This window comes from Ensifer sp. ZNC0028 (assembly GCF_000799055.1).
Classification (GTDB): domain Bacteria; phylum Pseudomonadota; class Alphaproteobacteria; order Rhizobiales; family Rhizobiaceae; genus Ensifer.
This window is the reverse complement of record NZ_JTLA01000003.1, coordinates 24,570-50,984: the sequence shown is the minus strand read 5'-3', so window position 1 is coordinate 50,984 and position 26,415 is coordinate 24,570. Positions and strand designations below refer to the sequence as shown.

Annotated in this window: 21 protein-coding genes; 7 read left to right on the top strand and 14 right to left on the bottom strand. The window is 61.7% G+C overall.

The window, feature by feature from the left end; all coding sequences use genetic code 11:
* Positions 1–1,206 (bottom strand): glycosyltransferase family 4 protein, encoded by a 1,206-nt coding sequence (locus L981_RS00805; RefSeq protein ID WP_043610824.1) that lies wholly within the window; start codon positions 1,204–1,206, stop codon positions 1–3.
* A 451-nt stretch (positions 1,207–1,657) separates the two neighbouring features.
* Between L981_RS00805 and L981_RS00800 the strand changes: the two genes are divergently transcribed.
* Positions 1,658–2,938 carry a pectate lyase gene (locus L981_RS00800; RefSeq protein WP_156133933.1) on the top strand — a complete coding sequence of 427 codons (1,281 nt, stop codon included), beginning with the start codon at positions 1,658–1,660 and terminating at the stop codon, positions 2,936–2,938.
* A gap of 327 nt (positions 2,939–3,265) precedes the next feature.
* The gene (locus L981_RS00795; RefSeq protein ID WP_043610823.1) at positions 3,266–5,398 is read left to right on the top strand and encodes an exopolysaccharide transport family protein; all 2,133 of its coding nucleotides are present in this window, start codon (positions 3,266–3,268) and stop codon (positions 5,396–5,398) included.
* 358 nt (positions 5,399–5,756) lie between these two features.
* On the opposite strand, the gene L981_RS00790 is transcribed toward L981_RS00795, so the two are convergent.
* Positions 5,757–7,106, bottom strand: coding sequence for a lipopolysaccharide biosynthesis protein (locus L981_RS00790; protein ID WP_371258810.1), 1,350 nt, complete (start codon positions 7,104–7,106; stop codon positions 5,757–5,759).
* 301 nt (positions 7,107–7,407) lie between these two features.
* Between L981_RS00790 and L981_RS00785 the strand changes: the two genes are divergently transcribed.
* From L981_RS00785 to L981_RS00770, 4 genes are all read left to right on the top strand, one after another.
* Positions 7,408–8,727 carry a polysaccharide biosynthesis/export family protein gene (locus L981_RS00785; protein WP_245281549.1) on the top strand — a complete coding sequence of 440 codons (1,320 nt, stop codon included), beginning with the start codon at positions 7,408–7,410 and terminating at the stop codon, positions 8,725–8,727.
* Positions 8,728–8,885: 158 nt separating this feature from the next.
* Positions 8,886–9,569, top strand: a complete 684-nt coding sequence (locus tag L981_RS00780) for a PIG-L deacetylase family protein (RefSeq protein ID WP_082005843.1) — start codon at positions 8,886–8,888, stop codon at positions 9,567–9,569.
* A 36-nt stretch (positions 9,570–9,605) separates the two neighbouring features.
* Positions 9,606–10,814, top strand: a complete 1,209-nt coding sequence (locus L981_RS00775; RefSeq protein WP_052201504.1) for a DegT/DnrJ/EryC1/StrS aminotransferase family protein — start codon at positions 9,606–9,608, stop codon at positions 10,812–10,814.
* Between the two features lie 78 nt (positions 10,815–10,892).
* A complete protein-coding gene (locus tag L981_RS00770) occupies positions 10,893–11,483 on the top strand; it encodes a sugar transferase (protein ID WP_043610820.1) in 591 nt (196 codons plus the stop codon).
* Here L981_RS00770 and L981_RS00765 read toward each other — a convergent pair.
* The 10 genes from L981_RS00765 to rfbF form a co-directional block, all read right to left on the bottom strand.
* A complete protein-coding gene (locus L981_RS00765; RefSeq protein WP_043610818.1) occupies positions 11,449–12,822 on the bottom strand; it encodes an O-antigen ligase in 1,374 nt (457 codons plus the stop codon). The genes L981_RS00770 and L981_RS00765 overlap by 35 nt on opposite strands.
* 75 nt (positions 12,823–12,897) lie before the next feature.
* Complete coding sequence (gene cysQ, locus L981_RS00760; protein ID WP_043610863.1) at positions 12,898–13,707, bottom strand: 3'(2'),5'-bisphosphate nucleotidase CysQ; 810 nt, start codon at positions 13,705–13,707, stop codon at positions 12,898–12,900.
* 55 nt (positions 13,708–13,762) lie between these two features.
* A complete protein-coding gene (gene cysN / locus L981_RS00755) occupies positions 13,763–15,652 on the bottom strand; it encodes a sulfate adenylyltransferase subunit CysN (protein ID WP_043610816.1) in 1,890 nt (629 codons plus the stop codon).
* Positions 15,652–16,551 carry a sulfate adenylyltransferase subunit CysD gene (gene cysD, locus L981_RS00750; protein ID WP_043610815.1) on the bottom strand — a complete coding sequence of 300 codons (900 nt, stop codon included), beginning with the start codon at positions 16,549–16,551 and terminating at the stop codon, positions 15,652–15,654. The genes cysN and cysD overlap by 1 nt, the downstream gene beginning before the upstream one ends.
* A 117-nt stretch (positions 16,552–16,668) precedes the next feature.
* On the bottom strand, positions 16,669–17,106 hold the full coding sequence (locus tag L981_RS00745; protein WP_043610813.1) for a GtrA family protein: 438 nt from the start codon (positions 17,104–17,106) through the stop codon (positions 16,669–16,671).
* Positions 17,078–18,091, bottom strand: coding sequence for a glycosyltransferase family 2 protein (locus tag L981_RS00740; RefSeq protein WP_043610811.1), 1,014 nt, complete (start codon positions 18,089–18,091; stop codon positions 17,078–17,080). The genes L981_RS00745 and L981_RS00740 overlap by 29 nt, the downstream gene beginning before the upstream one ends.
* Before the next feature lie 16 nt (positions 18,092–18,107).
* A complete protein-coding gene (locus L981_RS00735; protein WP_043610809.1) occupies positions 18,108–19,085 on the bottom strand; it encodes an NAD(P)-dependent oxidoreductase in 978 nt (325 codons plus the stop codon).
* Between the two features lie 90 nt (positions 19,086–19,175).
* Complete coding sequence (locus L981_RS00730; protein ID WP_043610807.1) at positions 19,176–20,414, bottom strand: DegT/DnrJ/EryC1/StrS aminotransferase family protein; 1,239 nt, start codon at positions 20,412–20,414, stop codon at positions 19,176–19,178.
* Positions 20,404–21,561, bottom strand: a complete 1,158-nt coding sequence (rfbG, locus tag L981_RS00725; protein WP_082005836.1) for a CDP-glucose 4,6-dehydratase — start codon at positions 21,559–21,561, stop codon at positions 20,404–20,406. Before rfbG ends, L981_RS00730 begins: the two co-directional genes overlap by 11 nt.
* Positions 21,562–21,564: 3 nt before the next feature.
* Positions 21,565–22,389, bottom strand: a complete 825-nt coding sequence (rfbF, locus tag L981_RS00720) for a glucose-1-phosphate cytidylyltransferase (RefSeq protein WP_052201503.1) — start codon at positions 22,387–22,389, stop codon at positions 21,565–21,567.
* A 403-nt stretch (positions 22,390–22,792) separates the two neighbouring features.
* Between rfbF and L981_RS00715 the strand changes: the two genes are divergently transcribed.
* Positions 22,793–24,430, top strand: a complete 1,638-nt coding sequence (locus L981_RS00715; RefSeq protein WP_043610806.1) for a glycosyltransferase family 39 protein — start codon at positions 22,793–22,795, stop codon at positions 24,428–24,430.
* Between the two features lie 39 nt (positions 24,431–24,469).
* Here the strand turns inward: L981_RS00715 and L981_RS00710 are convergent, their stop codons facing one another.
* Both L981_RS00710 and L981_RS00705 read right to left on the bottom strand, forming a co-directional pair.
* Positions 24,470–25,573, bottom strand: coding sequence for a glycosyltransferase family 4 protein (locus L981_RS00710; RefSeq protein ID WP_245281551.1), 1,104 nt, complete (start codon positions 25,571–25,573; stop codon positions 24,470–24,472).
* A gap of 72 nt (positions 25,574–25,645) precedes the next feature.
* On the bottom strand, positions 25,646–26,305 hold the full coding sequence (locus tag L981_RS00705; RefSeq protein ID WP_043610804.1) for a response regulator transcription factor: 660 nt from the start codon (positions 26,303–26,305) through the stop codon (positions 25,646–25,648).
* Between the last annotated feature and the right edge of the window lie 110 nt (positions 26,306–26,415).

Genomic DNA, 26,415 nt, shown 5'->3' with positions numbered 1-26,415 from the left:
TCAGTGGGCGGCGTGCGCCGAGATGTCGGAGGGCCGTTTTCCGAGAATTCGCTGATAAATGCTGACGATGCCGTCGACATGGGGCTTGATGCCATAGGCAGCGAGCGTCGAGGTGCGCGCCGTTTCGCTGATGCGTTGCCACTCGCCTCTGTCTTTCAGCAGGCGCTCCATCGGGGCGACGAAAGCCTCTGGGTTTTCCGGCTCGACGAGAAAACCGGTGACGTCGTTTTCGATCGCCTCCGGGTTCCCGCCGTGGTTGGTGGCGACGACCGGGGTGCCATACATCATGGCCTCGATGAGCGTTCTGCCGAACGGCTCGCTCATGGCAGGCACGAGGAGGATGTCGACGGCGCACATGTAGGGCGCGACCGGATGACGAAATCCCATGAGGTGGATCTTGTCGGCGATCCCGAGCGCGCGCGCGCGTTCCGCGGTCTCAAGGTCGAGCCGCGGCCCTGCCTGTTCGGGCGTGCCGAAAAGCAGGCCGGCAATCGGGAAATCCGGATTGCTGCGGTGAAAGGCGTGAACAGCTTCGACGAAGCGGAGAGGGCGCTTGCGCTCGTTGAGAAGCCCGAAATAGCCGACGAACCGCGTTTGCTCCGGCAGGCCGAGCTCGCGCACCAGCGCCAGCCTGCTTTCCTCCCGGTCGGGGATCTGGTCCGGATGCCGGAAGGGGCTGTGCAGCACCGAGATACGCCCTGCGAGCGGCAGCAACGGCTTGGCCGGCTGCGCAAATCGCGAGACCGTCACCACGTGCTTGGCAAGAAGCGGTGCAAGCATGTTGACGGCCCGGGCGCGGGGGTCGCCGCGGTGGTGCCACAGGAGTTTCGCGCCGGCCAGGTAGGTTGGAAGCGCCCAGGTCGTATGGATCGCGCCGTCGTTGGTGTGCACGATGTCGATGTTGTGTCGTCTGAGGAGCTTGATGATCTTCACCATCGAGACCGGATAGCGCAGTGCCGAGAAGGATTGCTGCGCGAGCGGCCGATCCCGTTGCGGCGAGAGGATGTCGATGTCCTCGATCGTGACGTAGTCGATCTTGTTCTCGTCCAGATATCTGGAGAGCGCCTTGCGCGGATGATGCACGAAGACGATGGGATTGATCCGTTCCCTGTCGAACGACGATATGAGGTTGAGCGCGGAAATATGGCTCCCCCCGATGTCATCACCCGAAAATGGAAATCCGACGGTAATTGCTTTTTGAGACACGAAACGAGGTCCCGAAAGTAAACTAAATATGGCGAAACTATAGCACCGTCTTATTGCTACTTCGAGAGGCCAAAAGCGAGAGTTATATACCCATTTCGGGTGATGCAAATAAATCGAATTGACGAACTATAACAAAAGTGGAAAGCTTCGCCCCGAATTGCGCGAAAAATATTCTTTTGATTGACGATATAGGGCGGGATGAATTGCCCGGCACAAGCGTTTTCAAGCTTCTGGAGCGGGGCCTCGCCAAAAGGCTTTGGGAGTAAATTATATGCCGATTGAGATTTTCATGCCGCGCACATCACCACGTGCGCCGCGGCCGGCCGGTCATTCCGGTTCTCGGCCTATCCATCAACAGACACGGCGCGCAAAGGCTTTTCAGCATGGCGCGTGCACGCTTGCCCTGCTTTCCGCCTTCTGTGGTGTCGCGGCTTCGGCCGCCGAGCCGCAGATGGTTGCGTTTCCCGGTGCCGAAGGGCACGGGAAGATGGCGCAGGGCGGTCGCGGCGGCCGCATCATCCAGGTAACGAGCCTTGAGGATTCCGGTCCCGGTACGCTGCGCGAATGCATCGAGGCGACCGGGGCCCGAAATTGCGTGTTTCGCGTTTCCGGGATCATCCGGCTCAAATCCTCGCTCGTGATCGGCGAGGATAACAACTCGGTCTCGATCCTCGGACAGACGGCGCCGGGCGGCGGCATTTTGTTGACCATCGACCAGACGAATGACGAGCTGAGGCATACCCCGTTGGTTGCCAAGCAGACGCACGACGTGATCGTCCGGCATCTGCGTATTCGGCCGCGGCTGCCGAACTCCGTCAAGAACGTTCATGCGGCGGTGATCGAAAACAGCCAGCGCGTCTATTTCGACCATACGTCGATGTCCTGGGCGACCGACGAGAACGTCAGCACCTATTCCAACACGACGGACATCACCATCGCGAACTCGATCTTTGCCGAGGGGCTGAACAAGCACAGCAAGTGCACCCTGCTCGGCGCCGACCCCAGAGTTCCGCAGAACATTACCTTCTGGCGAAACGCCTGCATTTCCAACAACGACCGGAACCCCGACAACAACCACTACGGAAAATCTTGCATCGAGATCATCAACAACGTGTTCTTCAATGCACGGTCCGAATGGGGCGAGGTGTTCTCGCAGTATCCGGGCGGCACGCCGATTTCCTATGTCGGCAACTACTTCAAGGCAGGTCCGAGCACGGTGGAGAAGACCTATGCCATCAAATGGCAGAATGTCGAAAGCGCCGCCCAGCCGCAGATCTACGAGAGCGGCAACGAGTTGTGGGCGCCGCCCTCCAAGTCGCTTCAGCTGCTTTCGCCCGGAACGGACCAATTCGTGGTGAACCGTCCGCCTTGCCCCTTGGCGGTTGATACGCTCCTTGCCGCCGGTGAGGCATATGAAGAGGTTCGCGGCCAGTCCGGCGCGTTTCCCCGTGATGATCTGGACGTCGCCTGGATCAAGGATATGGGCGCGAAAGGCGAGAGGGGAGCCGGGCGCATGGTGGTTGCGCCGGGCGAGATCCCGGCGATCGAGGAGGCGCACGCCTATGCGGACGAGGACGGTGATGGCATGGCCGACAGCGTGGAGGAAAAGTTTGGCGGCGTCGTCGGTGTGAACGACGCCTGGGAGCCTGCCTCGACCGGTGGGGGCACGCGCTTCGATCAATTCATGGAATGGCTGTCGCAGGAGCGGATTGCCGGTCGCTACCCGAACTAACGGGTGGCCTACGGTCTCTTTTCTGCGGCGGCCCGCAATTGTCGGAAGTGCCCGAGAATGTCCGTCGCAACCATGAGGTCAAATCGTTCCCTTGGTTCGGCGGCAAGCAACTATTGCTCTTCCGGATGCGGTATAATATAGTTTTCTAAATTTGAATGTTATTTCTGTGTCAGTATTTTACCTGCGTGGCATTGCCTCTTGCCGCGCGGAGTCTGTGCGAGCGTGCCTTTAGTTCTTTGACGTCAGGTATTTCTATCAAATTTATATGTTAGGGCTCTCATGCTGACCATCGATCGCAAAGTCGAAGCGCCTCCAGGGCGAGGCCAAATGCCTGCGGTTCAGTATCGGGAGGCGCGCCTTGCGCCGCGCGGATATGGCATCCGCGATCTGTTCGAGCTTTTCCGTCGGTATCGCGTGGTCTTCTTCTCGCTGCTGGGATTTGCGTTGCTCGCGACGTTGCTGACGGCCGCCTTGCTGCCGCGCTCCTATACGGCAGCTTCGGCCATCGTCTTTGACCGCAACGACGTTCGCCCCTATGAGGCGCAGGTCGAGTTGCGCAAGCTCGAACGCGACCGGTCGGTGATGGAAACCGAGCTGGACGTGATCCGCTCGCGCGTCTTCGTCGGCGTCGTCGTCGATGCTCTCAACCTGGTCAACGACCCCGATTTCAACACCTACCTGCCGGAGACCCGCAGCGAGCACGAGACGTTCCTGCAGTCGTTCTTCGCCAACATCTCCGAGTTCATTTTCGGCGCGCCGGAAGAGAGCACCCAGAAGGAGCGGCTGATCTCCGAAAACGTGCAGCGCAACCGCGCGATTTCGACGCTGCTGAACTCCTATGTCGTCACCCGTACCGGGGAAAGCCTCGCGCTGACGATACGCGTGGTGCAATCGAACCCCTTGAAGGCGGCCACCATCGCTGACGCGCTCGCCGAGCAATATCTCTCCTGGACGGCGAAAAAGACCGAAGAGGCCACGAACAACACGGTTGCGTATCTGCGCGGCGAGATGGCCAACAGCGCCACGAGAATTGCCGGCATGGAGCGCGATATCGCTGCCTTTGCCCGTGACAGCGACCTGACCTTCGATCCGCAGGACGACGTCCTGAGAGCCCGTATGCTGCAGCTCAACGAGCAATATGTCACCTTGCGCGTCGAAGAGGCGGGCGCGGTTGCGAAATACAACGAGGCCAAGCAGCTGGTGTCTGCCGACGGCAAGGAGCTGGCCGGCAGTGCGCTGACTTCGACGCAGCTTGACCAGTTGCGTGGTGAAGAGGCGCGGCTCGAGCGCACGCGCGCGCAACTCGGCGCCAAGTTCGGCAAGAACCATCCGCTCGTCCTCGACGCCACGAACGAGCTTGAGTCCGTACGCTCCATGATCGGCAACGAGGCCCAGCGCCTCGTGCAGGAGCTGGCCAACAACGCCAAGGTCGCAACTGTGCGCGCCGAAAAATTCCAGGCGGAACTGAGCGCGCTGCAGGACAAGGTCCAGGGCCGCAACCTCGCCGAAATCCGTCGGCGTGAACTTGCCCGTGACCTTCAGTCGGAACAGGCTGTCTACGATCAGATCGTGCTCAGGCTCGGTGCGCTCAATCCTGAAAGAGGCGAGTACAAGCCGACCGCCCGGATCGCGTCCTATGCGGAAGTGCCGACGAAGCCGACATTCCCGAACAATACGCTGGTGATCGTCGCCGGCAGCATCGGGGCCGTCCTGCTCGCAGTCGTCGGGGTCATCATTTCGGACTCGCTGGAAAGCAGGCTTTACCTGCCGCGCGACGCCGAGCAACTGCTCAACCGTCCGAACCTTGCAAGCGTCCCCGACATGCGCAAGCGCTTGCGGAATTCGTCGGCCTTTTATCACTACATGCTGAACAATCCGGAGTCGCCGGCGGCCACCGCCATGCGCACTTTGTGCATGGCCTGGCTCACGATCGACCATGAGGCGGGCGGCAAGGTGGTGATGTTGTGTTCGCCGGCACTTGGCGACGGCAAGACCACGGTCGCGCTCGGCATGGCGACAATGGCAAAGGTCGACGGGCTGCGCCCGATCGTCATCGACCTCGACATGTCGGCGCAGAGCGCGCCGAACATTGCCGGTGCCAACACCAAGGATACCGCGATCACGGCGCCGCTCGAAGGCAAGGTCGATATCAAGAGCCGGATCGCAACGTCGCCTGCCTATCCCCACCTTGAGTTCATTTCGGTGCGTCCGGGCCTGATGAACCTCGACGTGCTCTGCGCCGAACTGCGCGACAGCTACGATCTCATCATCGTCGACGCACCCGCCGTCGAGGAAAACGAGGGCGTGATCTGGCTCGCATCGCACGTCGATTCAGTCATTCTGGTCTGCCGCTCGGGCGGCACGACGGATCGCCAGCTCGCCAATGTTCAGCAACGGCTGTCGCTGAACCACGCGGTTATTCTCGGCAGCGTCATGAACTACTGCGACCGTTCGGAGTAGGCGCGCCGCGGTCAAAGCCGGTCGGGAATGGGCGCTCGCAACTGGCGGGCGCCGGTCGACAAAGTTGGCGCAGCCGGGCCGCTGATCCCCATCGTCAAATAGAGAAAGCGTTGATGCTCGACAGCCGCGTCAGTTGCGCGCCGTTCGAGCACGCGATCGGCCTGGCTTCATGCCGTAGCCGCATTCGATCTGCACTGACGGCGGCGCTACCGCCTGCGTCGGGGTGAGGCATCCACCTTGGCAAGGCTCATATTCCCTCGGCTCGGCACAATTCGTCTGCAGTCTGCTCGATACATACTCGCGTCGATAGACGGCCGGGCCGAAGCCGCGGCCGGCAACTGAAAGGCCGTGCCGAAGATCAGCGCTTGCTGTCCAGCTTGCGGCGATAGGCGATCGCCATCTGCACAAACCAGATGCCGGACATCACGATATGCGCAACGTTCGCGCCCACGGCGCCGACGCGCGGGATGAGGACGACTGCCGTGAAGAGGAAGAGGGCGCCCCCAAGAAGCGCGCTTTGCAGCAGGATCTTCTCGTGCCCCATGGCGAGCAGGGCCGAATAGAGCGTCCTGCCGCAAAGAAAGATGATGACGGCGACGAACTGCACCATGACGAGAGAGGCGGCTGCCTCGAAGCCCGGACCGGCCGTCACGCGCAGCACCCATTCGATGGTCAGGTGGGCGCCGATGAGGGCGCAGACGCCGAAGGCGAACAGCAGCCATCCGGTTTGGCTGACGGTCTTTCTGAACTCGTCGATCCCTTCGGTCGCCCAGACGCGCGAAAGATCCGGATAGAGCACGGCCTGGACCTGTTCTCCCGCCTGCTGTGCGATCTTCGCCACCCGCTTGGCGATATGGTAGAGGCCGGCCGATCCCGGGTCGGCGAGATAACCGACGAGAAGTGTATCGAATTCGAAGGCGCAGGCCTGGATGATCAGCGCCATGTTGGTCCACAGCGAGAAGCTCCAGAAACCGGGGAAGCGGGTTCGGATATCGCCGAGCGGCACCCACATGACGCCGGTCAGTCCCTGTTTGCGCAACTCGCGGAAAGCCCAGGCGGTCCTGTTCAGGCTGCTGCAGATCTGCGACGCCATCCACAGAAGCATGAACTCGAACAGCCCCCAGCCGAGATAGACGCCGGCAAGGCACAGGAGCGCCCTGAGGATGCTGGCGGCGACCTGGCCATAGGCGACAATCTTGAAGCGGCCATAAAGCCGCATCACCGCTGTCGGCATGCCGGTCACCTGGAAGGGCAGGACCGCGCAGTAGATCAGCACGAAGCGGCTCATCTCTTCGGAAATGCCGAAAAGCGGCCCGGCGAAAAGTACGATGAGGACAGCCAGCCCCCATCCCGCAAGCGCGGTGGCGAGATCGATCAGCAGCCCGAATTTGAACAATGCCTTCAGGTCGTCGGTCTCGCCGACCTGAAGGGCCTTCGCCCCGTACTTGATGAGCGGCTGCCAGGAGCGGAAGCTGACGAAGCGCTCGATGCCGCGCGTATAGGCAAAGGATAGGGCCAGGAGGCCATAGTCGGCAGGCCCGAGCGCACGCGCCGTCAGGGCAAAGCCGGCGAGGCCAATGAAGGCGCTGGCGAAGTTGCCGGTCAGCAGGTGTGCTATGTTCTTGAGCCGTCCGTGGAGGTCTGCCTCGGCTTGCCAGGCTAAACGATACTTTCTTGTCTTTTTTAGTAGTGATTCCAATAATATCACAAAATTACATCCTGCTTCGAGGTTGCAATTACGTCTGTTTCATGGAAGAATGCTAATATGTGTTCTAGTGTTCTCGCAGGGCGAGAAAAATTTGTTTCCCTGTTTCTGGGAAAATTTAATTACTTATCCATATGCAATTAAAAATTGTGCCGTGGAATCTATTTTTGAAGCATATCATAGTGACCTAAAGAAATTACAGAGGTCTCGTAAAATAAATTCATCCATTGTTGGAGTTTAATTTCCGCTTCTCTTGGTGCGGTTGAACCATCGTGAAGTTCGGATCTATTCATTAGAGGGAAGCATGAAGTTTCCGGCTCAAACAATCTTTCGCATCGTCAGCCATATCGCTTTCGTCGCGGCGGCGACGTTGTCGCTGACGGGTCCCCTCCACGCTGCCGGCGCATCGACCGCCAGTACGCCGAGCGCCACCGCATCGGGCGCTGCGACAACGACCGCCATGCCGACGATCCAGGCGGCGCCGGCCGCCTACCGGGTTTCGGTCGGGGACGTGCTGTCCTTCGACATTTTGGATGACGCCGAGCTGCCGACCTCCCTGACGATCGGCACCGATGGAGCGGCCGCCTTTCCGTTGATCGGCGCGTTCAAGATCGAGGGGCGAACCATTCCCGAGGCGGTCGACGCCTTGCGCAACGAATACCTTTCCCGCCAGTTGTTGACCGATCCGAAGCTGTCGCTTTCCATCGTAACGGTTCGCCCAGTGCTGATCCTTGGCGAGGTGCGGACGCCCGGCTCCTTCGCCTATTATCCGGGGCTGACGGTCGAGCAGGCGGTCGGCCTGGCCGGTGGACCGCAGACGGCGATGAGCAATCCGGCTGACCGCATCATCGCCCAGGCGAAGCTGCGCGGCACGATCGAGGAAACGGATGTAGAGATCGTGCGCGAGGCGGTCTACACCGCCCGGCTTTACGCACAATTGCGCGGTTCCGAGAAGGTCGACCTCAAGGATATTCCGGAAAGCGTCAAGATGTATGTCGATGAAGCTTCCGTCGGTCCCGTGGTCGCGATCGAGGAGAAGATCCTGAAGACGGACCTGCTGTCGACAAAGAACCAGATGGAGATCCTCAACCAGAGCATCATGCAGACGGAGGCGAGCCTGACGATCCTCGACAAGCTCAAGGAGCAGCAGGAGGAGGTCGTCGCGCTCAACGAACAGGTTGAGGCGAGGACGCTCGCGCTCAGGAAGCGGGAGCTGAATACGGAATCCGAGCTTTCACGGGTGAAGATGGCGACCTCGAGCGAAAAGTCGCGATTGCTGGAGCTCATCTCCGAGATCGGGCGCTCCAACCGCGAGCTCGCCAATCTCAAACTACAGCTCGAAACGTTGAAGGCAAACCGCGAGAAGGAGATTCTGACCTTGCTCCAGGAGCGCGAGGCCACCCTCAAGAAGCTCGAAACGCAGCGTCAGACAACCAAGGAGCAGATGGTCCTGATGGCTGCTGCGGAAGTCGACTCGAGCAAGCAGGAACAGGTATCGTTTCTCTACAAGATCGACCGGGAGACCGGTCGCGGCGAGACCAAGGGCAGGCAGAGTATCCAGGCGACAAGCCTTACTGCCGTGCTGCCGGGCGATGTCATTTTCGTATCGATCGCCGGCCTGTAGCGCCGGCATGTTCGCGGCTTCGGTCGTGCATAGAAGGAGAGTTGCGTGAGGGGTGAGTTCGCATGTGGGCTGACGTCGGGCTTGGGCGGCGGGGATGACCGCCCTTGTCGGGAAACGGTTCTGAGATCGGCGGCGACCGGCGTGTTGGGGGCGGCAAGATGAGCCTGATGGAAACGCTCGGACGCACTCTGGTCATCGCACCGCATCCCGACGACGAGGTTCTGGGCGCCGGCGGGACGATGGCGCGGCTGGCGGCGCAAGGAAACGACGTCTTCGTGGCGGTGGTGACGGAGGGAAAACCACCGGCCTATGACCGGGCCTCGGTCGAGGCCGTTCAGGCGGAAGCACATGAGGCGCACCGGATTCTCGGCGTCAAGGAAACGCGCTGGTTGGGTTTCCCCGCTGCAGCCCTCTCCGAAACCTCTCACTCGGCACTCAATGCCGCACTGTTCGAACTGGTGCGCTCCATCGCGCCGCAGACGCTGCTTGTCCCCTTCGTCGGCGACATGCATGTCGACCATCAATTGATCTTCCTGTCGTCGATGGTGGCGGCAAGGCCGCATCAGCCCGGTTATCCCAAGGTGATCCTGGCCTACGAGACGCTGTCGGAGACCAACTGGAACGCACCCTATCTGACGCCGGGCTTCGCGCCGAACGTGTTTGTCGACATCAGCGACCATATCGACCGAAAGCTTGCGGCGATGAAGGCGTTCAAGTCCCAGGTTCGGGCGGCGCCGCACGAGCGCAGCCTCGAGACCTTGAACGCGCTCGCCACATTGCGCGGCGCAACCGTACTCAAATCGGCCGCCGAGGCCTTCGTGATGGTGCGGCAGGTCATCTGAATTTCCGGAGTTTTCACTCGAGCGAGGGAGCAAGCTGTGGCGACGTGGCCGGTATATGACGAGGAACAGATTGCAGATGTTGCGGCGGTCTTGAGGTCGGGCAAGGTGAATGCCTGGACCGGGTCGCACGTCGCAGCCTTCGAGGAAGCCTACGCCCGCACCCTCGGGCGTAAACACGCCATCGCGCTTGCAAACGGCACGCTTGCGCTGGAGCTGGCGCTTTTCGCGCTCGGTCTGGAACCCGACGACGAGGTGATCGTGACTCCGCGCAGTTTCGTCGCCTCGGCGTCGTGCGTTTCGTTTTGCGGCGGCGTCCCGGTCTTTGCGGATGTCGACGAGAACAGCCAGAACATCAGCGCCGCAACGATTGCACCGAAGATCACCAGCCGGACAAAGGGCATCATCGCGGTCCACCTGGCCGGATTTCCCTGCGATATGCCGGAAATCATGGCCCTCGCCAGACAGAAGGGACTGTGGGTGATCGAGGATTGCGCCCAGGCCCATGGCGCGGAGATCGACGGCAAGCCGGTCGGAAGTTTCGGCGATATCGCTGCATTCTCCTTCTGCCAGGACAAGATCATCACCACCGGCGGCGAGGGTGGCCTGATCGCTCTTGACGACGAGGCGCTGTGGAAGAAGGCCTGGAGCCGCAAGGACCACGGCAAATCCTATGACGCGGCGTTCCTGCGAGAGCACCCGCCGGGTTTCCGTTGGCTGCATGAAACGATCGGCACGAACTGGCGAATGACGTCGCTTTCGGCGGTTCTCGGCTCGCGGCAGCTGGAGCGCCTTCCGGCATGGCACGCGACGAGGTCCCGCAACGCTGCGATCCTCGACGATGTCGCCCAAGAGCTTGCAGCGTTGCGCGTGCCGACATTGCCGAAGGGATATCGCCACGCTTACTACCGCTACTACGCTTTCGTTCGGCCGGAGGCGTTGAAGCCCGGACACGACCGCGACTGGATCGTGGCGGCGATGAACGCGGCGGGCGTGCCGTGCTTTACCGGAAGCTGCTCCGAGGTCTACCTCGAGAAGTGCTTCACCGATCTTGGGCTCTCGCCGGCCGAGCGGCTCCCGGTCGCACGACGGCTGGGTGAAACCAGCATCGCGCTTCTCGTCGATCCGGCGCAGAGCGAAGAGGCAATGACCAAGGCCGCCCGCTTTTTGCATGCCGTCGTCACCGAGGCGTCACTTCCCGCTCTGGGGCAGCACGCGCCGGTGCTTGAAATGGAAGCGCGGGCATAAAGCCGCCCTTTCGGATACGGCCGCGTCGCCGCGACGTGGCTGCCCGGCCGTATCCCGACCGGTGTATGGGAGTTGGAGATGAAGCGGTGCTTTGACATCGTCTTTGCGTTGATCGCAGGCCTCTTGAGCCTTCCCATCATGCTGGTGGTCGGGATTGCGGTCGCCATCTGGCTCGGCCGGCCGGTGTTGTTTTACCAGACCCGGGCGGGGCTCGACCGGCGCCCGTTTCGCATGATGAAGTTTCGATCGATGTCCGATGCGCGGGACGCTGACGGGCGCCTTCTCAGCGACGCCGAGCGCACGGGACGGTTCGGGCTTCTGCTTCGCCGAACGCGCCTCGACGAATTGCCCGAGTTCTGGAATATCCTGATCGGCGATATGAGCCTCATCGGCCCGCGGCCGATCCTCCCGGAGACGATCGACGCGCTGGGCGAGCGCGGGGTTCGTCGCTGCAGCGTCCGGCCGGGGCTCACCGGCTGGGCCCAGATCAGCGGCAATGCCATTCTTTCGAACGACGACAAGCTCGATCTCGATCTCTGGTACATAACCAACCGGTCAGCCTGGGTCGATCTGAAGATCATCGCTGAAACTGTTCTGGTGATGATCTTTGGGGATCGGATCAGCGAACGCCGGCTCAGCGCGGCACGCCAGAGCGTGCCTGAGCGATAAGATCTCTTTGCCGCAGTTCGGGTTGTGGCACCGGTTCGGGCTGGGCAAAAGTGTCCGGCGCCGGTTTTGCCGCGCGGGAGAACGCGATGTAGGCGCAGGCAAGGGCGACAGGCAGCACGAGCGGGAATGGCCAGAAGCGGCTATATGCGTGCGGCACTGCATTGGCGACCAGCAGCATCATCGAGACGTTGGCGAGGATGCAGCCCGCAAACGGTCGCCCGCCTGGAAGCCGCGCCACGGCCAGCGCCGGGCCGAAGGCCGAAAGCAGCATCACCAGAAGACCGAGCGCCGAGATCAGGCCGCCTTCCGTCCACAAAAGCAGGTAGAGATTGTGAACCGGCTGGTGAATGGCGCTCGCGATCCGGTACTGGTCCGCGCCGACGCCGAGCAGCAAGGTGCTGTCGGTCATGTTCATCGCCTCGTAGATCAGCTCGACGCGATGATCGAATGTCCCCGCCTGGCCGATGTCGCCGCTTTCGAGGGCGCCGAGCACGCGCTTCTGGAAGGCTGCCGGAAGATAGTCGCGGGCGGACGTAAAAACCGCGAGAACCATGCCGGCGAGCAGAACGACGTTGATCATCAGCCGCTTCCAGTTGACGCCGATGACGGCAAATGCGCTCATGCCGAAGACGAGGGCGATGAGGCCGGTGTTGGAGCCGGTCAGCAGGATTCCGTATATCAGGATCAGCAGGGCGAAAACCGCATAGATCCGGTTGATGCGCTTCGTCGTGATAAGCAGAAGCAGGATCGGGACGGCAAGCGCGATCACCGCCGCGCACTCGTTTTCGCGCTCCATCAGACCGCTGAAGCGGCCGTTGCCGCTGACGAAGTTCGTATTCGTGCGGCCGTCGATATGGATGAGATAGATGCCCTGGAAACACAGGACGAGGATCGAGAACACATAGGTCTTCGCGAGCAGCACGAGCTGATCGAGCGTACGACCGCTGAACAACAGCACTACGAAGAGATAGGCGTAGAGATACTGGGTAACGACCACGATGCCGCGCATCGGGTCCGGGCCTGCGATGCTGCTGACCAGCAGGCCGCAGACCAGCATCGTCAGCCCCAGCCACCACAAGCCGCTGCTGACGCGCCCGAACAGCTGAAAATCGATGTTGCGGTTGAGCAGCGCAAAGCAGAAGCAAAGCAAGGCAAGGAAATCGGCGACGGTGAAGTTGGTATCGCCGTAGCGAAAGTAGTTCATCGAGCAGAAGAAGACGGCGCCGACGAGCAGCAGGAACTCGATCTTTTTGGTGAGCACGATGCCTGGCGCATCGCGGCGCGCGGCTTCGCGACGAGGAGCCAGTCCGGCCGAAAGGGTATGGTTGAACATGTTCATGGCATGCCGTCACCTTCAACCGATACGAGGCTGCTCGCTTGAGCCTCGTTTTCAGGCACTCTAGCCTTTTTCCCTTTAGTCCGCTTCCTTTTCGCGAACCTCTGTTCCGCAATCACGCCCCCAGCCGATGAAGCCAGGATTGGCGAAGTCGCAATCATTTGCCTGGCGCCGCTTTCCGTAGCGGAACGGTTGCCCGTCAAGCGTCGTGACGCGTCCGCCGGCAGCGCGCAGCACGGCATCGCCGGCGGCCGTATCCCATTCCATGGTGCGCCCGAAACGGGGATAGACATCGGCCAGCCCCTCGGCGAGCAGGCAGAATTTGAGCGATGAGCCGATCGACGTGCAGTCGCGGATAGCATTGCGCTCCAGGAAGTCCGCGGTTTCGGCATCGCTGTGCGAACGGCTGGCAACCGCGGTCAGATTTTCCGGTCGTTCTCGACACCGTATTTCCGTGGTCTCCGTGACGGCAAAGTCGGCCGTCACCTGAAACTTCGTCGCCCGTCCGCCTTCGGCGACATAGCCGACCAGCCGGGCGGGCGCAAAGACGACGCCGGCGACCGGCTCTCCGTCGCTGATCAAGGCGATGTTGACGGTGAAATCGCTTCGTCGGTTGATGAATTCCTTCGTGCCGTCGAGCGGGTCAACGAGGAAGAAGCGCTGGCCCTCGATTTCGGGCACGGCGCCTGCCGCGACGGCTTCCTCGGCCACCACCGGGATATCGGGGAAGGTTCGAGCCAGAATGGCAAGGATGATCTCTTCGGCACACCGGTCCGCTTCGGTGACCGGCGAACAGTCGGCCTTCTCATCGACGGTGATATCACGCGCGTAGACGTCGAGAATGGCCTTGCCGGCCTCTATCGCTGCTGCCGTGAGCGTATCGATCATCATCACTCTCCGTGCTGCCGCAAGCGGCGTCGTCTTCACCGCGCCGGACTGGCGCCTATCGATTGTCGAGATAGGCCTCGATTTCGCCTGCAAGCGCCGTGACTTCGCGGCCCATGGTGTGCAGATGGATTTCCGGCGTCTCCGGGCGCTCGTAAGGCGAGCTGATGCCGGTGAAATTGCTGATCTCACCGGCGAGCGCCTTCTTGTAGAGCCCCTTGGGGTCGCGGCGTGCGCATTCCTCGATCGGGGTATCGACGAAAATCTCGATGAATTCGCCGGGGCCGAACAACTCGCGCGCCATGCGGCGCTCCGAGCGAAACGGCGAGATGAACGACACGAGCACGATCAGGCCCGCTTCGGTCATCAGTTTCGCGACTTCGGCCACGCGACGGATGTTCTCGACGCGGTCTTCTTCGGTGAAGCCGAGGTCGCGATTGAGGCCGTGGCGGACATTGTCGCCGTCGAGCAGGAACGTGTGCTTGCCCTGGGCGTGCAGCATTTTTTCGACGGTGTTGGCGATCGTCGATTTTCCCGAGCCGGAGAAGCCCGTGAACCACAGCACGCGCGGCGTCTGATGATTGAGGGCGGAACGGGCCTTCTTGTTGATGTCGAGGGCCTGCCAATGAACGTTGAGCGCGCGACGCAGCGGAAAGTCGATCATGCCGGCGCCGACGGTGGCGTTGGTGAAGCGGTCGATCAGCACGAAGTTTCCGGTGGTCCGGTTGTCCTTGTAGCTGTCGAAGACGATCGGCGCCTGGGTGGAGAGGTTGCAAACGCCGATCTCGTTCATGCGCAACGACTTTGCCGCTTCCTCGGCAAAGGTGTTCACGTCGATCTGGTGTTTGAGGCTGGTGATTGTCGCGCTGACGCTGTCGACTTCCGTGCGCAGGATGTAGCTGCGTCCGGGAAGCATCGCATCCGGGTGGAGCCAGATAACATGCGCCATGAACTGATCGGCGACATGCGGCCGATCTTCCGGCGGCACGAGCATGTTGCCGCGCGAGATATCAAGTTCGTCCTCCAGCACGAGCGTGACCGACTGGCCCTCGACCGCGCGCGCAAGCTTGCCGTCATAGGTGACGATTTCCTTGACCCTCGAGAGCTGGCCGGATTTTGCCACCGCGACCGGATCACCGACAGCAATGCTGCCCGATGCCACCTGGCCGGCAAAGCCGCGGAAGTCGAGATTTGGGCGAAGGACAAGCTGGACCGGGAAACGGAACTCCGCTTCGGCCGCCTCTTCCTCGATCGGCACCGTCTCGAGATGCTCCAGCAATGTCGGGCCGCCATACCAGGGCATGTTCGGCGAACGGCTCGTCATATTGTCGCCAAAGCGCGCCGAAATCGGGATCGGTGTGATCGTCGAGAAGCCGAGATTCTCCGCAAACGCCCTGTAGTCGGCGACGATCGTGTCGAAGACCCTGCGGTCAAAACCAACAAGGTCGATCTTGTTGACGGCAAGAACGACATGGCGCACCCCGAGCAGGGACGCGATGAAGGAGTGGCGCCGCGTCTGCCGAAGAATGCCCTTGCGGCTGTCGACGAGCACGACGGCAAGGGCCGCCGTCGACGCCGCCGTGACCATGTTGCGTGTGTATTCCTCGTGCCCCGGTGCGTCGGCCACGATGAACTTGCGGCGCGAGGTGGCAAAGAAGCGATAGGCAACGTCGATGGTGATGCCCTGTTCCCTTTCGGCCTCCAGGCCGTCGATCAGGAGTGCGAAATCGATGTCGCCGTGGTTTGCGCTGTTGCGTTTGGTCTCGCGCTTGAGTGCTGCGAGCTGGTCGTCGAAGAGCAGCTTGCTGTCATAAAGCAGGCGGCCGATCAGCGTCGACTTGCCGTCGTCGACCGAACCACAGGTCATGAAACGCAGAAGCGATTTCTTCTCCTGCTTGGCCAGATATTCGAGCACGCTGCCCGGTGTTGCGGGAATGCTGGCGGTCATCAGAAGTACCCCTCCCGCTTCTTCTTCTCCATAGATGCGGTTTCGTCCGCGTCGATCAGGCGGCCGTGCCTCTCCGACGTGCGGGCGGTCAGCATTTCGCGGACGATGTCCTGGAGTGTCGTGGCGTTGGATTCGATCGCGGCGGTGAGCGGGTAGCAGCCGAGCGTGCGAAACCGCACCACGCGCTGCTCGACCTTCTCGTCCGCATGGAGCGGCATGCGCTCGTCATCCACCATGATCAGCATGCCGTCCCGCTCGACGACCGGACGACGGGCGGCGAAGTAGAGCGGCACGATCGGGATGTTTTCCTTGAGGATGTATTGCCAGATGTCGAGTTCGGTCCAGTTGGACAGGGGAAAGACACGAATGGATTCCGATGGGCCGACACGTGTGTTGTAGCTCTTCCAGAGCTCGGGCCGTTGGTTCTTCGGATCCCAGGCGTGCTGAGCGTTGCGGAAGGAGAAGATGCGCTCCTTTGCCCGGCTCTTTTCCTCGTCCCGCCGTGCGCCCCCGAAGGCCGCATCGAAGCCGTATTTGTCGAGCGCCTGGCGCAGCGCGACCGTCTTCATCACATGCGTATGCACGTTGGAGCCGTGGGTGAAGGGGTTGATCTTCTGCTCGACGCCGTCGCGATTGATATGGACGAGGAGATCGATGCCGAGTTCGGCCGCAGTGCGGTCGCGAAACTCGATCATCTCGCGGAATTTCCAGGTGGTGTCGACATGCAGGAAGGGGAAGGGCGGCTTGCCGGGATAAAATGCTTTCATCGCCAGATGCAGCATGACGGAGGAGTCCTTGCCCACCGAATAGAGCATGACCGGCTTCGCGAAGGTCGCGGCGACCTCTCTGAAGATGTGGATCGCCTCGGCTTCCAGGCGCTGCAAATGAGTTAAGGACATCGGTGCGAATACTCCAAAACTTCAAAATAAAAATTCTAAAATCTCAAATTTATATCTTTTGTTTCAGTCGATGTGTTGTGTATTAAATAGACTCAAAACCGAACTGCACTTATTGTTTTAAGTGTTATTTCCAGTGGCTGTACTTGGCGCCTCTGAGCCGCGAAAGACCCAAAGTCGCGACGCCAGGTAGTTCCAGACAAAGACGATCGGGACGCTGATCACCTTGGCGACCGGTGCCGGGATTAGGAGGGCAAGGCCCGCGACGATCGCCGTCGATATCAAGAGACCCGTCAGGGTGGCGGCGACAAATTTCACCGCTTGCACGTGGCTATGGGCGGCGCGGAAGGTCCAGGCGCGATTGAGCATGTAGCTGACCGCGATGCCGCAGGAATAGGAAACGAGATTGGAGGGCGTTGGCGGAGCCCCCGCGAAATAGAACGTGTTGAACAACGCCATGTCGAGCAGGGTCGTCACGGCGCCGACCGCCGCGAACCGGGCAAGCGTTTCTCCGGCGCGCTGCCGGGACCTAGCGTCTTTTGTTGTCGGCAGCGACATCGCCGCGCCTCCAATCTGGCATCGCCGGCGTCGGTCGCCGGTGTTCGTCGTTGTTGATTGAAGCTTCGATGATCGGGGCGGGACGGTGCTTCGATTGCATGAAGATGCGGCCGACATACTCGCCCATGATGCCGAGGAAGATGGCGTTCAAGGTAATGGAGAGCAAAAGCAGCATTGTCGTCGTGGCAAAGCCGGCGGGCCAGTCCTGCCCGAACAGAAGCTTGCCGACGAGGTAGCCAAACAGAAGCAGCAGCGTGGCGGTGCCCATCACCAGGCTCGCCATCGAGGCGAGCCTCAGGGGCGTCAGCGAATGGTTGAGAATGCCATCGACGGCAAGCGACAGCATCGCCCTGAACGGAAACTTGCTTTCGCCGGCCACGCGCGCGTGACGGTCGTATTCGAAGCCGACCTGGGAAAACCCCATGGCGCTGATGAGGCCGCGCAGATAGGGAGACGTGTCGTCGACCTTGCGCAGTTCGTCGAGGATGCATCGGTCGACGAGCCTGAACTCGCCGGCGTTGAGCGGCAGATCATCCTCGCTGAGCGCATTGATGCACCAGTAGAAGGCGCGGCGAATATGGGTTGTCAGCCACCCGTCGGTGAGCGTTCGGCGAATGCCGTAGACCACCTGGTGTCCCTGTAGCCAGAGATCGATCATGCCGGGTATCAAGTGCGGCGGATCCTGCAGGTCACAGTCGATCTGCACCGAGCAATCGCCGGTCGCCGCCTTGTAGGCCACCAGCAGCGAGCGCTGGTAGCCGATGTTGCGGCTGAAGCGGATCACCCGAACGCTCGGATCCTCACTCGCAATCTCCGACAGGATCTCAAAGGTTCCGTCGGTGGAGTGATTGTCCGTGAAGATGATCTCGCGGTCGTATTCGGGCAGGCTGCGGAACATGTCGACGATCGCCTCATGGGCGCGCCGAACATTGGCCTCCTCGTTATAGGCCGGTACCAGGATCGAGATTTTCTGTCTCTTCTTCATCTCGTCGTCACCACCCTCAGACGGTCTTGCGCGATGCGTGGCCATCGGTCGAGGCCGGCGGCACGACGGCCCGGTGCCATGCGATGGTGCGGGCCAGCCCTTCCGCAAACGGTATGCGGGCGCTCCAGCCGAACAGATCCTTGGCGCGCCCCGGCGCTGCCCGGAAATCGCGGATGCCGCCTGTCGAGGTGGCCGAGCCGTATTCGATGAGGGCGGGGTCGGCGCCGGTTTGTTCGACGATCAGGCGTGCGACCTCGCGCATCGGCGGGGCGATGCCGGTTGCGACATTGACGAGCCGGGTGCTGACCGGCGCATCGGCAATCCGCAGCAGTGCTTCGACGACATCGTCGACATAGAGCAGGTCGCGCCGGTCGCTGGGATGGCGGACGAGGCAGCGCTGGCCGGCAAGGCAACGCTCGATGAAGGACGGGATCATGAATTCAGTCGATTGCCTCGGGCCAAAGACAAGCGCCAGCCGTGCGGTGATCACCGGAAAGGGCAGGCGTGTCTGCAGCCCGCCGATGAAATGGGTCGCGGCAGTCAGTTCGGCCCCATAGGCGTTTACCGGGATCTCGCGGCTGTCTTCTTCGTAAGGGGCGGGTGTCGCGCCATATTCGGCAAGCGATCCGGTTCGGATGATCTTTCGCGGTGGATGGCGCAGCGCGCTTGCCGCGCCGAGCAGGCCGAGCAATGCATTGAGGTGTTCGCGGATGCCGGCCTTGGCGTCGTTGAGTTCCGCCTCTTCCCGCCGGCGTGTACGGGCGGCAAGATGGAAGACGATCTCCGGCTCGACGTCCTGCAGGCAACGGCGCATGGCATCGTCGGACTGAAGGTCGAAATTGTGCCGGATGAACGCACCGTCGACGGCCTCGAGCCGGCTGTCTTCCGAGCCGGGCCGCACCACCACATGCACTTCATGGCGCGCGTCGAGGCAGGTTCGCGTCAGATGCGAACCAATGAAGCCAGCGGCACCGGTGATCAATATTCTCGACATGCGCCTCTTCTCATCTACGCGTGACCGCCGAGGACCGAAGATCCGTCTGACGCGCCTCCCCTTGGTCGGAGAGGCGCGTTTCGTGTTCGCTCAGAAGAACGAGGCCGGCTGATGATCCCGGCGCTTCGTGGCGCTGGAGCTCGCATACCGCTGGGCGAAATCACGGAAGGACTGGTGGATATGGTCCAGGTGCGCCTGCGTCAGGCCGTGGTGGCAGGCAAGCAGGATGCCGCCGCGCATCACGTCGTCGGCGACCGGATAGCCGCGCGGTTCGACCTTGCTGTGAACGCCACTCATCGCCGGCTGGCGCAGGATGTTTCCGGTAAATACCGGGCGGGTCTGGATGTCGCGCTGTTCCAGGAAGATCTGCATCTCCCGCCGGGTGAACGGCGCATCAGCGCGCACGGTCATCGGGTAGGCGAGCCATCCGGTTCGCGAAAGCGGCAATTGCTCCGGCAGGACGAACCAGTCCTCGTAGGTCTCGAAGAAGGCGCGCTGCTTGGCGAAGTTGCGCTCGCGTGCGTCGATGTTCTGCTGCAGCCGGTCGAGCTGGACCAGCCCGAACGCTGCGCCCATTTCGGACGGCTCGATATTGAAGCCCAGGACCTCGAACACGAACTTGGCGTCGTAGTCGAAGCCGTCGAGATCGATGTTGAACCGGTTCTCGATGGTCTCGGATTCGACAAAGAGCGAGGATGTGCGGCCCCAGGAACGATAGAGCATCGCCTTGCGCGCAAGTTCGTCGTCGTTGACGCAGACCATGCCGCCGTTGCCGGCCGCGGTGATGACATGCGAGCCGTAGAAGCTGGTCGTGCTGATATCGGACCGCGCGCCGGTGCTGGTGTCCCTGATCGTCGCGCCCAGCGTGTCGGCGCTGTCTTCGATCACCAGCAGTTTGTGCGCGTCGGCGATGGCGCGAATGCGATCCCAGTCAGGCAAATTCCCGATCAGCGATGGGATCATCACCGCTTTCGTTTTCCTGGTAATCATCCGCTCGATCGCGTCGACATCGATATTGTAGGTGCCTTCGACGACATCGACGAATGCCGGGATAAGACCGGCGCGCACGATCGGGGCGACCGTCGTCGCAAAGGTCAATGCGGGCGTGATGACCTCGGATCCCTTCGGAAGATCGGCGATTTCGATGGCGAGATGGTTCGCGGACGAACCGGAGTTCACCATGATGCCATGCCGTTTCGCAAAGAGCGTCGCGACACGTTCCTGCATCGACCTGACGGCCGCGCCCATCTGTGTCGATGAGCGCAGGACTGCCACAACGGCGTCGATCTCTTCCTGACCGTAAACGGACTGTCCGTAATTAACTCGCATCTTTCCAATCTCCGATGTCGCGCAATGGCAATGGTCTTGCTTCGTGTTCGACTTCCTGTTTCCAGGCGGCGGCGTATTGCTCGATCTGATGCTCCGAGAACGACCGGATGGTTCTCGGATCCTCCCGGTACCTGCGGTACCAGGCGACAGTCATGGCCACGGTGTCACGCAGGCGCAGCACCGGCTTCCAGCCGAGTTCCGTGCGGGCCTTGGTGCTGTCGAGGCGTAGGATGGTCGACTCCACCGGCGCGTTTACCTGCGGCTCGACGATGTATTTCGGTGGCGCGTCGCCCCATTGGCCGACGACCATGTCGGCAAGCGTTCCGACATTGACGGTCGCTTCCTGGTCGGGGCCGAAATTCCAGCCGCCGGCAAAGCGCGTTCTGCCGTGAAGCAGGTGCGCCGCCAGGATCATGTAACCGCGAAGCGGCTCGAAGACGTGCTGCCATGGCCGGATGCTCGCCGGATTGCGCAGCCGCGCGGGGCTGCCGCCTTCCACCGACCGGACCAGATCGGGCACGAGCCTGTCAGCGCCCCAGTCGCCGCCGCCGATGACGTTGCCGGCGCGCACGCTGACAAGTTGCGGCCCGTTGGGGTCATTGAAGAACGAGGATCGATAGGCGGCTGCGACGAGTTCGGCGCAGCCTTTCGACGAACTGTAGGGATCGCGCCCGCCCATCGGGTCGTTTTCCCGATAGCCCCAGACCCATTCGCGGTTCTCGTAGCACTTGTCGCTGGTGACGACGATCACGCCCTTCAGGGACTTCATGCGCCTTGCCGCATCGAGCACGATGGCGGTGCCGACGACATTGGTCGCATAGGTGTCGACCGGGCTCTCGAAAGAGGCCCGCACCACGGCCTGCGCGGCCATGTGAATGACGAGATCGAAATCCTGTCCGTCGATAGCCCGCGCCACGTCGGCGGCAGAGCGGATGTCGCCCTCGTGGCCGTCGATGACATCGCCGAGGCCGGTCGCCAGGAAGAAGGACGGTGTCGACGGTGGCAGCGACAGGCCGACCACCGATGCACCCAGTCGCCTCAGCCAGAGCGAGAGCCAGCCTCCCTTGAAACCGGTGTGTCCCGTGACCAGGATCTTTCGACCACGGAACGCCTCGGCAAGGTCGGCCTCGCTGGTGATCAAAGCCATGTCCTACATCCGTACGTGATGGGTGGACGGTGCGGCTGTCGCGGCGGCCAGGTGATCGCGTTCGAAGTGCAGCCACGGCGGATCTTCGCTTTCGCACAGGCCGTTCAGGTAATCGCGATCGCGCACCGTATCCATCGGATGCCAGAAGCCGTGATGCTTGTAGGCAAACAGTTGACCGTCCCTGGCGAGATTGGTCAGCGGCGACATTTCCAGCGGTTCGGAAAGGCTCGGGATGTAGTCGAGCACGCCAGGTTCAAAGACGAAGAAGCCGCCGTTGATCCAGGTTTCCTTCTTCTGCACCTTCTCGGTGAACTCGACGACCTGGTCGCCTTCGATCTCGAGGTTGCCGAAGCGGGCCGGAGGCTGAACGGCGGTAACCGTCGCAAGGCGCCCGTGCGAGCGGTGAAACGCCAGCAGCGCCTCGATGTCGATGTTTCCGACGCCGTCCGAATAGGTCACCATGAAGGGCTCGTTGTCGAGCCATTCGCGCAGGCGCAGGAGCCGGCCGCCGGTCATCGTCGACAGGCCGGTGTCCACGACAGAGACATTCCAGTCGAGCGGATGATTGGGGTGCAGCACCATCGAGCCGCTTCCGAGCGCGACGGTAAAGTCCGCGGTCGACAGATGGAAGTTATGGAAGAAGCTCTTGATCGACATGCATTTATAGCCGCCGGCCACGACGAAATCGCGGTGCCCCCAGTGGCTGTAAATATCCATGACGTGAAGAATGATGGGTTTGCCACCAATCTCAACCATCGGCTTAGGAATACGCGTGGTTTCCTCGGCCAGGCGCGAGCCAAGCCCTCCCGCAAAGAGAACGACTTTCATAGCGGTCTCCAAGAAGATATGTTTGGGATAGTGTTGACGTCTCAGGTTTTATTCATGAGCAATCGCGATCCAATGCGCGATTTGAGCGTTTTCAATAACTGATAAAAATGCACGTCAATAAAGGCAGGCGGTTACCTGCGTGCTACGGAATATGTCTGGATAAATCCCAGGGTTTCCGTTATGTTAAGTAACTAATATACAAGAAATACCTTATATTCTGCTGGGCCGCAAGCCTTTTTACGTGTCAGGTTTATCCCTGCACGCTTGTCGGGGTTGTCCCGCTAGGCCGTGCGCCACTGCGCATTACGATCCTGTGTGATCCATTTGAAGTCGTGTGCGACCGCATCGTTCCCGTCGCCAGCTTGTATTTTATACTTCGTCTATTTTTGTTCGGAGTTTTTACATGACCTATCCAGCAAGTGTTTCTTCGGAAAGACCGGGCTCCGTTGAAGGAAAGTCGGTCGGGATTTTCTATCAAGTTGCCGCAGCCCTGTTCTTCCTGTTCGTTTTTTATTTCCTGTTTCTTCGGATCATGAATTTCGAGATGCGCCGAGACGAGCAGCTGTACGTCCCGCCGGCCAGGCTCTTGAACGACCATGCGCTCTACGCCGATTTCTTCTACAATCATCCGCCCGCCTCCGCCTGGTACTTCTACGGCATCAGCAAGCTGACCGGGTCCAGCGACCTGCTCTTAAGCGGCCGCCTCGGGGTCTTCCTGGCCTGGATCCTTATGGCCGTCGCCGTCGGCGGCGTGGTGTATGTGTTGACGCGCTCGGCCTGGGCAACGGTCTGCGTCGGCATCCTGTCGCTAGTGAACGAGTTGTTCCTGACACAGACGGGTGTTGGCGCCACCAACAATTTCCTGCCGTGGCCGTTCGCCTTTCTCGGCCTCAGTCTCTTTCTTCTCGCCCTGCGTAACGAACAGCGCCGTTCGTTGATGGTGGCGTTCGCCGGATTTCTGCTGGCCTTGGCCGTGTGCTTCAAGCTGAGCGCCATCGCCTTCATCCCGGCCGTCGCCCTGGCCGCATTCCTTCTGCCGCGCTCGCTGGCGATGAAGGATCGTATCGTAAAGGTCGCGGCGCCGCTGCTCATCGGTGGACTTGTCGGCGGAGCGCCAATCCTTTTCTACCTCGTCAGGGATCCCCAACTCTTTCTGGCGCACGTGGTGCGCTACCATACCGGTCCGCATCCGCAATACTGGCGGCTGATGAGCGGCGACGGGGAGGGCGGGGCGATGTCGCTCGCCCAGAAACTGGTCATGGCGCAGGACATATGGCTTGCGCCGGCCGTGGCCGTTGCGCTTGCCGCGCTCATCGCCATCGCGTTCGTCGCCTTTGCCCGGCGCACGGACAATGCAGCAGCCGAACCAAGGCCGCGCATGGGGGAGGTGCTGGTCCTTGCCGGCGTGCTCTTCTGCAGCTTTGTGCTGAGCTTCGTTCCGACGCCCGGGTTCCCGCAATATTTTGCGCCGCCGCTCGTCTGCCTTCCTTTGGCGTTTGGGCTTTTGCTCGAGGCACTTGGGCCGCGCGCGCTGCCCATGGTGCGGCCGATCCTGCTGTCGGCCGTGCTTGTCGTCCTTGCGGTCAACGCGCCGCGCCTTGGCCAATACCTCGGCAAGGCGACCCATCCGCAGCAGTGGACGACGATGCGCGTGCATGAGGGAGGTGTGACGATTGCTGAGAGGATGCAGGCTGCCGGCATCACCGGCAAGGTTGCGACGCTCGCGCCCATCTATCCGCTGGAAGGCGGCCTCGATGTCTATGCCGAGCTGGCGACGGGGCCGTTTGCCTACCGCACCGCCGACATGACGAGCCCCGACCTGGCGAAGTACTACAAGATGACGTCACCATCGACGATCGGAGCGCTGTTCGAGAAAGACCCGCCGGCGGCGTTTCTGCTTGGTTTTGAAGACGAGCTGGAAAAGCCGATGCGCGCCTTTGCGGAAAGCCACGGCTACGTGCAGTCCGCCTCACTTGGCTTCAAGGACAGATATGGGATCCCGATCCTCTATCTGAAGCCAGCAACGTCGCCCGGATCGTGATCGGGCGAGGCGGCGTCGCCTTCCTGAGGCGGTGCCGCGTCAGGTCGATACGCGCGCTGCCGGGTAAAGCGCCTGGGCCTCATCAGGTGCCGCGATAACATCGTCCCATTGCTGAAGGACCGTCTGGATGGCGTAGCGCGCTGCAACCGCGCGCGCGCCCATGGCGCCGATCTGCTGCCGGAGCGTTGCGTCGGCCGCCAGGCGGGCTATGGCCTCTGCCAGCCGGCGCGTGTCCTCCTTGGGGACGAGCATGCCAACGGCCGGTGTGTCGATGATTTCCGACGGTCCCCAGGGGCAATCGAAGGCGATGCTGGCAAGGCCGGCGGACATCGCCTCAAGCAGCACGTTCGGGAACCCTTCGAAGCGCGAACTGAGGACGAAGATATCACCGGCGTTGATCCATTCGACCGGGGATTTCGTCGTGCCGGGCAGCCGAACGCGGTTCGAAAGGCCGAGGCGCCGGACCTGTTCCTCGAGCGCCGGCCGTTCCGGGCCCTCGCCGAAGATGGTCAGCGTCATGTTCGGCGCGCGCCCGGCGACATCGGCAAAGGCGTCTATCAGCAGATCGAAGCCCTTTTGCCTGTCCAGCCGGCCGACGGCCAGCACCCGGGTGCCGGTGCCTGATTGTCTGTCACGCACATGCTGAAGCGTGATCGGGTTGGGGATGATCACGGCCTTGGCTTTTAGGGCCGGCGGCAGCGAATTGGCCGCTTCCGTCGTCTGCATTACCAGCCGCTCCGCCAGGCGGGCCGCCAACGGCCGCGCCAATCGCCAAAGCCCGTTCATGTCTTGCGTGTTGAAGTTGTTTCGTTCGGAAAGGACGAGCCGCAGGCCGAGGCCGCGGCTGGCAAGCACGACCATGATGTTGACCTTCGTCAGAAAGGAGATGACGAGGTCGGGCGACAGGGCGCGCAGGCGCGCGCGCAATCGGGCGATACGCTCGGCCGTCCTGAACACAGGCACCGACGAGCCGCCGCCGAGCGCTTCGACGCGGACGGAGCGGTCGTAGGCGAAGTAGGTCTCAGGGGTTTCCGCATTGAGCGCGAGCACGTGCACGTCGTCACCGCGGGCCGAGCGATGGCGCGCGAGGATGTTGACGACCTTTTCTGCGCCGCCGGCACCAAGCCCCGAAAGCACAAACACAATTTGCAATGGCGGCTCCTGTCTCGATTGGGGCAAGCGGACAATCCCGCCTGCGCCCGACCCGACCGCGGCCTAGACGGCGCTCATCCAGCCGTGGGTCAAGGCGAAATGGACAATCTGCGCCCGCGTGTGGAGTTGCAGCTTCTCCGTCGCACGGGCCTTGTAAGTTTCGATCGATTTGACGCTCACATTGGCGCGCGCGCCGATTTCCTTATTGGAGTACCCAAGGGCGACGAGGCGCAGAACGTCCTGCTCGCGACGGGTCAGCCCCGGCACACCGGCCGTCTTCAACGCGCGCGATCCGGGACTTGGCGCCGCGCGGGTCAGTTCCTGGGCGGTCGGCGGGTCGAGGTAGAGGCCGCCATGCGTGACGGAGCGAACGGCAAGCAGCAGGTGCTCGGGCGCGGAGCATTTCTGGATGAAGCCTTTGACGCCGATCTGAAGCGCCTGCTGCGCGTAGGAACGTTCCGGATAAATCGTCATCACCACAACATAGGCCGAAAGCTGCTGCTTGAGGATTTGTTCGGCGAGCGTAAGGCCGCTCATGTCGGGAAGGGCGATATCGATGACCGAAACGTCCGGCCCGGTTTCCTTGATCAGCGCCAGCGCATCCGCACCTGTTCCCGCCGAGCCGACGCAGACGATATCGCTGGTCGTCTCGATCGTCGCGCGGGCGCCGACGATGACGAGCGGATGGTCGTCGATGATGACTGTGCGTATCGGCGTCGTCATGATGCCCGCCTGACTGTCGGCGCCAAGTCCGCCGGCATTCGCGTAGGTCGAGCCCCCTTGTCGTTGTCGTTCATGTGTCGGTCCCCTCTCCGAATTCTCTTTCCGCAGCT

Bases quoted from the DNA above. Each gene is read 5' to 3' on its own strand.
- L981_RS00800 (WP_156133933.1), top strand. From the start codon at position 1,658: ATGGTTGCGTTTCCCGGTGCCGAAGGGCACGGGAAGATGGCGCAGGGC.
- L981_RS00795 (WP_043610823.1), top strand. From the start codon at position 3,266: ATGCCTGCGGTTCAGTATCGGGAGGCGCGCCTTGCGCCGCGCGGATAT.
- L981_RS00785 (WP_245281549.1), top strand. From the start codon at position 7,408: ATGAAGTTTCCGGCTCAAACAATCTTTCGCATCGTCAGCCATATCGCT.
- L981_RS00780 (WP_082005843.1), top strand. From the start codon at position 8,886: ATGAGCCTGATGGAAACGCTCGGACGCACTCTGGTCATCGCACCGCAT.
- L981_RS00770 (WP_043610820.1), top strand. From the start codon at position 10,893: ATGAAGCGGTGCTTTGACATCGTCTTTGCGTTGATCGCAGGCCTCTTG.
- L981_RS00765 (WP_043610818.1), bottom strand. From the start codon at position 12,822: ATGAACATGTTCAACCATACCCTTTCGGCCGGACTGGCTCCTCGTCGC.
- cysQ (WP_043610863.1), bottom strand. From the start codon at position 13,707: ATGATCGATACGCTCACGGCAGCAGCGATAGAGGCCGGCAAGGCCATT.
- cysN (WP_043610816.1), bottom strand. From the start codon at position 15,652: ATGACCGCCAGCATTCCCGCAACACCGGGCAGCGTGCTCGAATATCTG.
- cysD (WP_043610815.1), bottom strand. From the start codon at position 16,551: ATGTCCTTAACTCATTTGCAGCGCCTGGAAGCCGAGGCGATCCACATC.
- L981_RS00745 (WP_043610813.1), bottom strand. From the start codon at position 17,106: ATGTCGCTGCCGACAACAAAAGACGCTAGGTCCCGGCAGCGCGCCGGA.
- L981_RS00740 (WP_043610811.1), bottom strand. From the start codon at position 18,091: ATGAAGAAGAGACAGAAAATCTCGATCCTGGTACCGGCCTATAACGAG.
- L981_RS00735 (WP_043610809.1), bottom strand. From the start codon at position 19,085: ATGTCGAGAATATTGATCACCGGTGCCGCTGGCTTCATTGGTTCGCAT.
- L981_RS00730 (WP_043610807.1), bottom strand. From the start codon at position 20,414: ATGCGAGTTAATTACGGACAGTCCGTTTACGGTCAGGAAGAGATCGAC.
- rfbG (WP_082005836.1), bottom strand. From the start codon at position 21,561: ATGGCTTTGATCACCAGCGAGGCCGACCTTGCCGAGGCGTTCCGTGGT.
- rfbF (WP_052201503.1), bottom strand. From the start codon at position 22,389: ATGAAAGTCGTTCTCTTTGCGGGAGGGCTTGGCTCGCGCCTGGCCGAG.
- L981_RS00715 (WP_043610806.1), top strand. From the start codon at position 22,793: ATGACCTATCCAGCAAGTGTTTCTTCGGAAAGACCGGGCTCCGTTGAA.
- L981_RS00705 (WP_043610804.1), bottom strand. From the start codon at position 26,305: ATGACGACGCCGATACGCACAGTCATCATCGACGACCATCCGCTCGTC.